General features: G+C 69.8%; 10 protein-coding genes. 2 read left to right on the top strand and 8 right to left on the bottom strand.

Translation table 11 applies throughout. From position 1 onward, the window contains the following. From ACFW6A_RS34480 to ACFW6A_RS34455, 6 genes are all read right to left on the bottom strand, one after another. Positions 1-1,129 (bottom strand): enediyne biosynthesis protein (locus ACFW6A_RS34480; RefSeq protein ID WP_386645525.1); only part of this gene is annotated, 1,129 nt, incomplete at its 3' end. 2 nt (positions 1,130-1,131) lie between these two features. Next, positions 1,132-2,979 carry a CRTAC1 family protein gene (locus ACFW6A_RS34475; protein ID WP_386476786.1) on the bottom strand — a complete coding sequence of 616 codons (1,848 nt, stop codon included), beginning with the start codon at positions 2,977-2,979 and terminating at the stop codon, positions 1,132-1,134. 56 nt (positions 2,980-3,035) lie between these two features. Next, complete coding sequence (locus tag ACFW6A_RS34470) at positions 3,036-4,022, bottom strand: DUF1702 family protein (RefSeq protein ID WP_386476783.1); 987 nt, start codon at positions 4,020-4,022, stop codon at positions 3,036-3,038. A 101-nt stretch (positions 4,023-4,123) separates the two neighbouring features. After that, positions 4,124-5,101, bottom strand: a complete 978-nt coding sequence (locus ACFW6A_RS34465) for a DUF1702 family protein (RefSeq protein WP_386476780.1) — start codon at positions 5,099-5,101, stop codon at positions 4,124-4,126. Between the two features lie 106 nt (positions 5,102-5,207). Continuing rightward, the gene (locus tag ACFW6A_RS34460; RefSeq protein ID WP_200428891.1) at positions 5,208-5,651 is read right to left on the bottom strand and encodes a helix-turn-helix domain-containing protein; all 444 of its coding nucleotides are present in this window, start codon (positions 5,649-5,651) and stop codon (positions 5,208-5,210) included. A 71-nt stretch (positions 5,652-5,722) separates the two neighbouring features. Continuing rightward, complete coding sequence (locus tag ACFW6A_RS34455; protein WP_386476777.1) at positions 5,723-6,937, bottom strand: IS701 family transposase; 1,215 nt, start codon at positions 6,935-6,937, stop codon at positions 5,723-5,725. A gap of 299 nt (positions 6,938-7,236) precedes the next feature. On the opposite strand from ACFW6A_RS34455, the gene ACFW6A_RS34450 reads away from it, so the two are divergent. Beyond that, positions 7,237-7,851 (top strand): TetR family transcriptional regulator, encoded by a 615-nt coding sequence (locus tag ACFW6A_RS34450; protein WP_386476774.1) that lies wholly within the window; start codon positions 7,237-7,239, stop codon positions 7,849-7,851. 35 nt (positions 7,852-7,886) lie between these two features. On the opposite strand, the gene ACFW6A_RS34445 is transcribed toward ACFW6A_RS34450, so the two are convergent. Continuing rightward, positions 7,887-8,882 (bottom strand): NAD-dependent epimerase/dehydratase family protein, encoded by a 996-nt coding sequence (locus ACFW6A_RS34445; protein ID WP_386645522.1) that lies wholly within the window; start codon positions 8,880-8,882, stop codon positions 7,887-7,889. Next, positions 8,879-9,508, bottom strand: a complete 630-nt coding sequence (locus ACFW6A_RS34440) for a ScbR family autoregulator-binding transcription factor (RefSeq protein WP_200428895.1) — start codon at positions 9,506-9,508, stop codon at positions 8,879-8,881. The genes ACFW6A_RS34445 and ACFW6A_RS34440 overlap by 4 nt, the downstream gene beginning before the upstream one ends. A 143-nt stretch (positions 9,509-9,651) precedes the next feature. Here ACFW6A_RS34440 and ACFW6A_RS34435 point away from each other — a divergent pair, with 143 nt between their 5' ends. Continuing rightward, on the top strand, positions 9,652-10,575 hold the full coding sequence (locus ACFW6A_RS34435) for a ScbA/BarX family gamma-butyrolactone biosynthesis protein (protein WP_386645520.1): 924 nt from the start codon (positions 9,652-9,654) through the stop codon (positions 10,573-10,575). The last annotated feature ends 112 nt before the right edge of the window (positions 10,576-10,687 follow it).

Raw genomic sequence — 10,687 nt, 5'->3', positions numbered from 1 at the left:
CGCCCGCGGGGCACGGGCAGCCCGCCGCGTCGGCGGTGTCGGGGGCCGGGCAGGCGCAGGCGCCCGCGGGGCACGGGCAGCCCGCCGCGTCGGCGGTGTCGGGGGCCGGGCAGGCGCAGGCGCCCGCGGGGCACGGGCAGCCCGCCGCGTCGGCGGCGTCCGCCTGGGCCCGGGCGGCGGCGTCGGCCTGAGCGACGGAGTGGGTGACGGCGGCGAGCGCGAGGGCTTCCTCGGCGCGCTTCTTGGACACGACGTCGGCGGTCCACAGGAAGGCACCGCGGATGGCGCAGACCAGGGCGGTGGCGAAGAAGATGCCGTAGGCGACGCTCATCGCGGTGAGCACGCCGTACAGTGCGGCGGTGCCGCCGCCGAAGGCGATCTGGCCCCACTTGGACGACGGCGTGGTGCCCGGGTCCGTGATCATGTAGTTGGTGAACAGGACGAACGCCACACCGGACATCATCGCGAGGCCCGCGGGGATGGAGGTGTCGAACAGCAGGCCGCGGACGATCGCCTGCAGGGCGAATCCGCCGACCCAGGCGAGGATCAGCCACATGCGCTCGGTCAGCTTGGCGTTGAGCATCGTGCCGAGCGTGATGATGATCGCCGGGACGAGCCAGTCGAAGCCGCCGTCGAGGTACTCGGTGAAGTGGTACGGCGGGGCGATCGAGGCCCACGGGAAGAGCAGCAGGATGACGGCGATGCCGAAGTTCGACGGGTTCATGAAGTGCCGCAGTCGGCCCTTGACCGGGGCGCGCAGCACCCACTTGGTGCCGACGGCGACGATGACGCCGAACACCATGACCCAGACGAGGTCGTTGACGTAGGTCAGCATGTTCACCGCGAGCGAGGTGATGTGGGCCGGGAGGAGGAACTCCATGAAGCCCTTGACCCCGCCGCCGGCGAAGCGCGGCGCGCGGCCCTCGGCGCGGGCGCCGAGGATCTCCAGCAGGATCTCGGTGGTGTAACCGGTCGCCAGGGCGATGAACGGCCAGGTCCAGGGCTGCTCGAAACCGAGGACGGTGTAGCCGAAGATGTTGAGGACGGAGATGGAGATCGCGAAGCGGCGGAGCGCGGTCACGACCTTCGGGTTGTGCCGTGGGGCAGCGGCGGTCTTCGTTGCGGACATCGTCACTTCTCCTTGACCTCGGTGCCCAGCTCGAGGCTGTGCCAGCCCGGCGTGAGCTTCAGCTTCTGCTCGTGGATCTGGCCGGCCCGGTCACGCCAGGTGACCATGGCGGGCACGGGGCCCCGGACGTCCTTGCCCAGACCGAGGTGGACGTCGGTGCTGCGCTTGCCGGAGTGGCCGCCGCCGCCGTCGAGGCGGGTGATGCGCTTGGTGCCGTCGGGCAGTTCGACGCAGACCTCGGCGCCGACGACGGGAGCGCCGTCCGGGTGGGTGAGATTCAGGCCGAGGTACGCGCCGGGGTTCTTGGCGACGTTGTGCAGGAAGATCGGCTCGCCCCACTGGCGGGCGACGGCCAGGTCGAGCCGGCCGTCGTTGTCGACGTCGCCGGTGGCGAGGCCGCGGGTCGGGATGGGCTCGCCGATGCCGAGGGCGACGGAGAGGTTGTGGTACTCGCCGGTCTCGGCGTCCTTGGCGAAGAAGCGCATGCGCTGGCTGCCGGCGAGGTCGTCACCGTGCTTGACGTTCGGCCACCAGAAGGGGTTGGCGACGAGGGCGTCGTTGGCGGTGGCCAGCTCCTGGAGCTGCGGCCAGCGGTTGTTCTTGCCCTTGACGAAGCCGAGCGCCTGGGTGATCTCCAGGTCGCCGTTGTTGTCGAAGTCGCCCGTCTTGACGTCCCAGCCCCAGCCGGACCAGGCCAGCTTCAGGTCGGTGGACTTGTCCGTGTACGGGGCTTCGCCCTCCTTGAAGCGGCCCTGCAGCTCGGATCGGGAATCGGAGTCGTTGAGGAACGCGAAGTTCGACTCCTGGATGCCGAACGACGTGGTGATGTTGCTGACGAACATGTCGTACAGGCCGTCGTTGTCGAGGTCGCCGAAGTCGACGCCCATGCCCTTGAAGGAGCTGCGGCCCAGCTCCTTGGACTTCGGCACGGTGCCGTTGTGCACGGCCTTGACCTCGGAGAACTTGATGTTCCCGGGAGTGGAGGTGTTGTAGAGCAGGGCGGAGGTGCCGAAGTCGTGGGCGAGGAACAGCTCGGGCAGCCGGTCGCCGTCGAGGTCGGCGGCGGACGCGCCGAGCGACCAGCCCTTGTTCAGGTTCTGGGGGATGGCGTCGACCTTCTCGTAGCCGTCCTTCGTCCACCGGAAGATGTGGGCGCCGCCGCCGTTCTGGGCGTGCGACAGCGACGCGTTCATGGTGACGTCACCGTCCTTGGACGGGTCGAGGACCGGGCTGTCGGGGAAGTAGTTGCCGATCAGGATGTCGTTGTGGCCGTCGCCGTCGAAGTCGGCGACGGCGGCCGCGTTGGAGTTCCACAGCGGGCCGGTGTAGGTGGCGCCGGTCTTGCCGGGAAGCAGCTCGGTGGGCGTGAAGGAGGCGGCGGTGAGCGGCTTCCCCTTCTCCCCCTTGTTCACGAAGATGACCGGGGTGCGGCCCCAGTAGTAGACGAGGAGGTCCGTGCGGCCGTCCTCGTTGTAGTCGCCGGGCATGCAGCCCATCGGCGCCATCGTCTTGCTGGTGCCGAGCGGCGCCGGGTCCAGCGCGAACGGCGCGTACTTGTCCTTGCGGGTGGGTGCGGGGGTGACGACCGCCTGGTCGATCCGCACGTCGTTCACGCAGAGGTCGTTGTCGAGGCCGTCGCCGTCGAGGTCGTTGATGGCGATGCCGGCACCGACCGAGGAGATCCACGCCTCGATGTGCTGGTAGGCCTTGTTGACCTTGCGGACCTCCTGCTTGTCGAATCCCGCGGGCATCGCGATCGACATCGGCTCGAACGCGAAATTCTTCGCCAGCTTGTCGATATCGGCGGCGGAGGAGTCAGGCAGCCGGACGCCGTAGAACGTGCCCACCATGACGGCGAGAGCGACGATCCCCGGTGAATTCCTGCGGATCCAGTTCTTTGTGACCGTCACTGGTCGGCACCTTTCGAGATGAGCGAGTCAGAAGCGAGTTCCGCGGCGACGTCGCGCCGCCATTTCTCGTAGGCCGGGGAAGCGCCCCCGACGGACACGGCGGGCCGGGCGTCCCGGCACACCTGCGAGGCCCGTTCGGCGGTCGTGCCGCACACGACACGGGCCGCGAGGTGGGTGTGGTCGATGATCGTGCCCGCCTGGACACGGGCCTCGGTGGCGAAGGCCGCCCCCTGGGCGAGTGCCCAGCGGTGCTCGCCCGCGCCTTCCACGAAGCGGGCGAGCTCGTCCTCGGTGACGCCGCCCGCGTAGGAGCAGGCGAGTCCGGCGCCCGCGTACAGGTCGCTGTGGCGGCGCTCGTCGTAGGACCGGATCAGCTCGGTGACGACGTCGGGATCGGTGCCGCCGACGAACCACAGCGCCCGGCCGATGCCCTGGTCGACGGCGTTCAGCGTGTAGTGGTTGTGCCCGCCGTTCCAGCGGAAGGGGTGCTGGATCTCCGGGGTCCGGACGTACGAGGCGGTCTTGAAGTACGCCTGGTGGAAGCCGTACCCGTCGAGCGCGAGCCAGCGCAGCAGCGGGTCGGTGGTGCGGATGTCGGGCCACAGCGGCTTCGGCAGCCGCGCCATCGCCCAGCCGACACCGACGTAGATCATGTAGTCGTGGTGGCGGCCCGCGCCGGCCAGCAGACCGTCGAGTCGGCCGCCGTGCCCGGGCAGCGAGTCGTAGACCGCCGCTCCCATGCCCGCGCCCTCGTAGGCGAAGCCGCGCATGTCCCGGGGGACGGTCTCCAGGAGTGCCTCCGCCTCGGCGGGCGAAGCGGCCTCCACCGCGTACGCGTAGCCCTGGAGGAAGACCTCACCGATGTACTCGAGCCTGGCCTTTGCTTCCGCGTTCTTCACATGAAAGCCACGGACTTCCATGGTCGTCTCGGAAACAGGCGGCGTGAGCAATCGGCGTCGGAATGCACCAAACACACTGGACACGGCAGTAGACCGCCCCTCTCGAATCCCACTCGAATCCCTGAATTCACCCAGCGAATCGAATCTAGCCAGCGGGCCCGGAGGGGCGTCTACTTCAGATGTGCTCAAACAACGAGGGCGCCGAGTTGCGTCCGCACATTCCGCCGCCAGACCTCGTAGGCGGGTCCGGCCCCCTGCTCGGGGGCGGTGGCCGCGCAGTCGTCGGCGAGCCGGGCGACCGCCTCGACGGTGCGTCCGGTGAACGCGGAGCTGGCCGCTTCGGTGTGCTCGGGAACGAAGCCGGCGTGGTGGCGGGCCTTGGCGGCGAACACCGAGCCCTGCGCCAGGTGGTCGGCGTGCTCGCCGGCCTCCGAGCGCAGCGCGGCCAGGTCCGAGGGCGTGCTGCCGCCCGCGAAGGTGGCGGCGAGACCGACCCCGCTCCACAGGTCGGCCCTGCGGTCGGCGGCGAACGCCCGTACGGCGGCGGAGACGTTGCCGACGTGCCCGCCGTGGATGAACCACAGCGCGCGGCCGACGCCCTGGTCGAAGGCGCGCTGCCAGTACGAGGCGTCGCCGTCCCAGTCGTAGGGGGTGTCCAGGCGCTGTCCGCCGACCCAGGTGTCGGTGTCGAAGTAGGCGCGGTCGAAGCCGTAGCCGTCGACGCACAGCCAGCTCATCGCCGGGTAGAGGTCGGGCTCGGTCAGGGTGGGGACGAGCTTCTTCCACAGCGGTCTGGGCAGCTTGGCCATGGCGAAGCCGATGCCGATGTAGTTCAGGAAGATGTGCGGCCGGCCGCCGCCGCGCAGCAGGTCGGCGGCGCGGTGCCCGCCGGGTCCCATGGTGTCGCGGATGGCGCAGGCCATGGTGGCGCCCTCGTAGGCGAAGCCCCGGTTGAGCGGGGCGATGAGCGCGAGCCTGCGCTCCGTGGTGGCCAGGTCCTTGTCCTCGATGCCCCATTCGAAACCGGTCACCACGGCCTGCGGCACGGCTTCCAGCTGCTGGGTGAGCGGGGTCGGTTCGACCGTGAAGCCACGTCCGGCGAAGCTCACGTCCTCCAGGGACGGGGCCATCAACAGCCTGCGCAGCGCTCCCAGTGCGGGCACGGACGCCTCCTCGTAAGCGCCGCTTTCGGTCGGGGCGGCGGGGCTGTCATCGTGGGCGCGCCGGACATCCGGCGGCATCTTCCCCGTTGCTGTGCCGCCCCTGTGTTCAGCGGATGCGGCGCACGTCCACTTCCTCGTCGTGCACGGCGCGCCCGCAGGAGCCGCAGCGCAGTTCGACGTGGACGACGCCGTCGCAGCCGATGTGGTCGGCACGTCGCGGCGGGCCCAGTTCCTGCGGCAGGTTGCGGTCGCCCCACTGCATGAGGGCGATCACGGCCCGGGTCAGGTCGCGGCCGACCGGGGTGAGCCGGTACTCGTAGCGCACCGGCTTGTCCTGGTAGGGCACCCGCTCCATGATCTCCTGCTCCACCAGCCGGGCCAGCCTGCTGGAGAGCACGTTGCGCGCGATGTCGAGGTGCGCGAGGAACCCGTCGAAGCGGGAGGTGCCGAGCAACGCGGAGCGGATGATCAACAGGGTCCAGCGCTCGCCGATCACCTCCAGTGACCGGGCGAGGTTGCAGTCCTGTCCCTCGTACGTGTGCTTCAGCATGCGCTCACTCTAGGGCGGGGCGGGTTGCGTGAAGGAACCCGAGTTGGCGAAGTCGTCCCGGGTTCCGCGGGTCAGGCGGCCACCAGCATCCGCTCGCCGCCGTCGGTCGGCTGGTGTGCGCGTTGCAGACTGCTGTAGCCGTACGCGGCGGAGACCAGGGTCATGTGATGGTGCCAGCCCGGGAAGGAGCGGCCCTCGAAATCGAGCAGTCCGAAGTCCTCGCTCATCTCCCGCACCGACTCGTCCGCGTGCGCGAGAGTCCTGGTCAGCGCGAGCGCCGACTCCATGCGGGTGTGGGTGAGGCTGGTCAGCCACAGCTGGACCGGACGGCGGCCGTTCTCGGGGCGGACCGCGAACAGCCGGTAGGTGCGGTGGATCCGCTCTCCGGCCGGGCCGGTGTGCGGCAGCCGGACGAAGCTGGACATGACGGTGAGGTGCCGGCCGCGGCCGCCCCACGGAATGACCTTCTCGATCCGGGTCAGGGCGCCCGCGTCGAACTCGAACAGACTGCGCGCCGCGACCACCGGGCCCTGGCCGTCGCCCCTCTGCTGCGGACGCTGGACCCTCAGGTGGCGGCCGGCGGCGACCTGGAGCGTGTCCGGTACGGCGACGACGAAGTCACGGCCCCGCAGGGCCAGTCCGTGCACGAGGGCGGTCGCGCTGGTGCCGCCGAGCGCGTCCAGATCGGCGACGACCGGCAGCGGGGCGGACCTGCTGACGTCCCAGAGGGTGTCGACGAGGTCGAGGGCGTGCTGCTCGACGGTGCGCGGTCCCACGTCGGCGGGGATCCGGGCGCGCTCGCGCCGCTCGGGGTCCTTCGCCCAGGAGCCGGGCAGCAGCAGGCGCCAGTCGACGGGCTGCGCGCGGTCGTAGGAGGAGAGGAACATCCCGACGCCGACCTGGCAGGTCACCGAACGGCCGGTGGAGGCGAGGAACCTGCGGTGCACACCGCAGGAGTGCTCACCGCGCTTGCGCAGCACGGCCTGACTGATCACCCAGGCTCGGGGGGCCATCTGCTGCTCGGCCCATCGGGTGAGTTCCGCGCGGACCGGCATCCAGTCCCAGGGACTGGCGTTGACGAACTGGTGCAGCGACTGGGAGGCGGCCGGCGAGGCCGAGACCGCCGCGGCGAGGTTGCGTACCGACTTCTTGCCCGGGGTGGTGAGCAGTCCCTGCATGTAGGTCTGGGCCCAACGCCGCTGGTCAGCCCTCGGCAGGCACTCGAAGATCCTTTCGGCGAACACCGGCACCGACGTGCGATGCATCGTCAGAGCGTACGCGGTCATGGCTCGTTCCCTCCCCTGCTCTCGGCCTGCGGCTGCCGACCACGCTAAAATAATAGCGAACGCCCTCTTTTTTTTGTGACTCAGGAGAGTTGCCGCATGCACTTCGGCAAGTCGGTTCCCCGAAGGACTCGCGAACCGGACATCCACACCGCTGTGACCTGCGGAAATCCAAGACAGCTTGGGCAACTCGGCCTTGTCCGCCACGACAGAGAGAGGCAAGCCTTGGACAGGAAGGTGGTCATGAGTCCCCCACGAGACAGCCCTCTTCGGGAGATGGTGTGGTGAAACAGGAGAGGGCCGTGCGTACGCGCCAGGCCCTGATGAAGGCAGCGGCGGCGGAGTTCGACCGCTACGGCTACGACGGCACCTCGTTGTCGGCGATCAGCAAGGCCGCCGGCATGTCGATAGGTGCCGTGACCTTCCACTTCCCGACGAAGGTCCATCTGGCCGACGCCGTGCAGGAGGAGGGCAGGTCGGTGACCGTGGCGGCGCTCGAACGCCTGGCGGCCGAACCGATGACGCCGCTGCGCATGGTGATCGACCTGACGCTGGAACTGACCCGGCTGATGGAGCAGGAGCCCGCGGTGCGCTCCGCGATCAGGCTGAGCCGGGAGCGGCCGACCGCGGAGTCCTGGTCGGACGCCTGGCTGCCGACGGTCCGCACCCTGTTGGACCGGGCGTACGAGAACGGTCAGCTTCGCACGGACGCACTGCCCGCGGACGTCACGACGCTGGTGGAGCACCTGACCAGTGGCGCCGAGGCGTACCTGCGCAGCCGTATGGGTTCCGACCCCGTGTTCGAGAGCGCGGTCGCCCAGCTGAAGCGGGTGTGGCGACTGGCGCTCGCGGGCGTCTCTGCCGAGGGGCCGATCGTGCCGCGGCAGACGGGCGGCTCCCCGGAGAACCCCGCGTAGGGGCTTCGAGCCCCGTAAGGGCCGGGCAGCCGTGGTCACCGGGCTGCCCGGCCCTTGAACAGATCCCGGTACCACTGTGCCGACCCGGCCAGCCGGTCCAGTGGGCCGGGACCCGGGGGGCAGCCGGCAACGCGCCAGACCTCCCGGCTGTCGAACCAGAAGTCCTCGGCGAACAGCGAGAACTGTCGGGAGTTCGCTCGGGTTCCCGACGATCGCAGTTCCTCCCGGCAGTCGGCCGGCGGCAGCGTGCGCTCCGGTGCGGCCACGATTCCCTCACGGGCCGGCGCGGCGACGAGCGCGGCAAGGGTGACCGGCTCGGGATGGCCCGCGTGCCAGATCCGGCCGCCGGGCAGCGCACCGGTCAGTCCGGTGCACGCGATCAGCCGGGCCAGGTCCTCGACTGCGGTGACGGAGGTTCTCGCCCGCCCGCCGTCCCACAGGGCCGGCACGGCGCAGAGCAGTTCGGCGAGCGCGGGCACGGCCCACCGGTCGCCGGCCCCGAGTACGAGGCCGGGGCGGAGTACGCTCGCGCCGGCGGCGAGCGCGTGGGCCTCCCCCGCCAGCCGGGTCCGGCTCGCGGGAGACACGGGAGCCGGCACGACCTCGTCGACGGCGATCCCCCTGAACGGTCCGAGGCCGTAGACCGCCGCCGTCGACAGATGGACCGACCGGCCCACCCCGGCACGGACGGTCTCGGCCGTCAGAGCCTCGGTTCCCCGCACGTTGACGGCGACGCACGACTCCTCGTCGGCGGCGACGAGCGCGGCCAGGTGGAGCAGCACGTCCGCCCCGTCGCAGACTCCCGCGAGCGAGCGCGGATCCGCGAGATCGGCGTCGGCCCACTCGTCGGCGCCGGCATGTCCGGCGTCGACGAGTGGGCCGACGCCGGACATGCCGGCGGGCGGCCGCCTTCCCACCACGCGGATGGCAAAGGCGTCACCGCGCTCCTCGCGCGGGCGGCACAGCTCCCGCAGAACGGCCGATCCGATGAATCCGGTGGCCCCCGTTAACACCACGCGGTCGATCTTCACGCTGCGAACTTCTGCACGTCCTGGGGAAACCTGAGCTCGGCGATGGCCTGCGGAGTGGCGATCGCCGGCAGCAGGTAGCGCCACATCGAGGCGAGCCGCGAGGGGAGGTCGGCGCGCCCGGAGGACACGTTCGAGAACACCTGGATACCGCTGTAGGCACCGACCAGGACATTGGCGAACTCCCGCTCGTCGACGCCCGGCAGCAGTTCCCCCCTCTCGCGCGCCGCGCACAGCAGTCCGTAGAACTGCTCGACCCACTCCTGGTAGGCCGTGTCGTCCCGCATCCCGAAGTCGCCCTGCTCGACGGCGAGCCGGACGCTGGCCCGGAAGACCACGTTGGTCTGCAGCTCTCGGGCGAGGAAGAAGTTGAGGTCGATGAGAAGCTGCAGCCCGTCGTGGCCGGTCGGTGGAAAGTGCACGAACTCCTGCTGGTGCGCCAGCACGGCCTGAGCCAGGCCCAGCTTCGACTTGAAGTGGAAGTACATCCCGCCCTGGGTCACCTGGGCGCGTTCCATGATCTTGCTGATGCTGGCGCCGCTGTAACCGTAGGTGTCGAAGACCTCCGCGGCGGCGTGCAGGATCGCCTCCCTCGTTTTGACGGCCCGGTCCTGCTTCGGCTCGTCCATCGGACTCGACCTGCCTCTCTCGACAAAAAAAACGAACGCCCTTATTTTACAAGTCGGCTCCGGCAACCGAAAGCCCGACCCGGAGCCTTCACATACGCACGCCCCAGGGGAGAGGCATGCTCATCACATCGGAACGTCCTGCCGTGGCACGCCCAGCGCTGACCACCACGGTTGCCAAGGAGTACGTGCACCGCGCGGCCCTGTCTGAGGTGTTCCTGACGGGGTGGAACAAGGTCGGCAGCGACACCTTCACGGTCAGCGCACAGTGGCCCCGCAGCCACAGCTTCTACGCTTCCGAGCACGGCCTGCACGACCCGCTCCTGCTGTGCGAGACGGTGCGTCAGACGTTCCCGCTGCTGACGCACGTCGCGTACGACGTCCCCTTCGGTTACCAGCTCAGCTGGTCCCGCCTGCAGTTCGCGATCAACCCGCAGGCCCTGTACATCGAACGCACCCCGGCCGACCTGGCGATCCACGCGGTGGTCTCGGACATCCGCTACCACAAGCAGCTCCCGGCCATGATGACCATGCACCTGGAGGTCGTCCGCGACGACTCCCTGGTCGCGATGGTCAGCACCCGGTTCGGCTGCCACTCTCCCGCCGTCTACCAGCGGATGCGCGCTGGACGCAGCGACATCGCGGAGATCTTCGCGGCTGCTCCCCCGCCGCCGGAGCCCGTCTCGCGCAGCAGCGTGGGCCGGCTTCGCCGGCAGGACATCGTCCTGTCGCCCACCGAGGAAAACCGCCGCTGGCAGCTCCGGGCCGACACCAGCCACCCGGTCCTGTTCGACCACGCCGTGGACCACGTGCCGGGCATGGTTCTCCTGGAGGCGGTCCGCCAGGCGGCTCACGCGACCCAACCGGTGGGGAAGGCCGCGATACCCACCTCGATGGACATCTCGTTCAACCGCTACGTCGAGTTCGACGAGCCGTGCTGGATCGAGGCGGAGCCGGTCGACAACACCGAGCCTTCCCTCGGACGCCGTTCGATCCGCGTCAACGCCCTCCAGGGCGGCTCGTTCGCCTTCCACGCGACCACCGAGGTCACGGACATCACCACGCTCTGAGCGCTCGGTACGTCCGTGCGTGAAGGAGAGGAGAACGAAAGAGACAAAGCAGAGTACGCGAGTGACAACCCTGCCTCAGTGAGCCACCACTGAGGACCGCGAGTCGTCACAA

The sequence above is a fragment of the Streptomyces sp. NPDC058758 genome (assembly GCF_042746075.1).
GTDB lineage: Bacteria > Actinomycetota > Actinomycetes > Streptomycetales > Streptomycetaceae > Streptomyces.
This window is presented reverse-complemented; position numbering and strand designations above follow the sequence as displayed.

Bases quoted from the DNA above. Each gene is read 5' to 3' on its own strand.
- ACFW6A_RS34455 (WP_386476777.1), bottom strand. From the start codon at position 6,937: ATGACCGCGTACGCTCTGACGATGCATCGCACGTCGGTGCCGGTGTTC.
- ACFW6A_RS34440 (WP_200428895.1), bottom strand. From the start codon at position 9,508: ATGGACGAGCCGAAGCAGGACCGGGCCGTCAAAACGAGGGAGGCGATC.
- ACFW6A_RS34460 (WP_200428891.1), bottom strand. From the start codon at position 5,651: ATGCTGAAGCACACGTACGAGGGACAGGACTGCAACCTCGCCCGGTCA.
- ACFW6A_RS34475 (WP_386476786.1), bottom strand. From the start codon at position 2,979: ATGGTGGGCACGTTCTACGGCGTCCGGCTGCCTGACTCCTCCGCCGCC.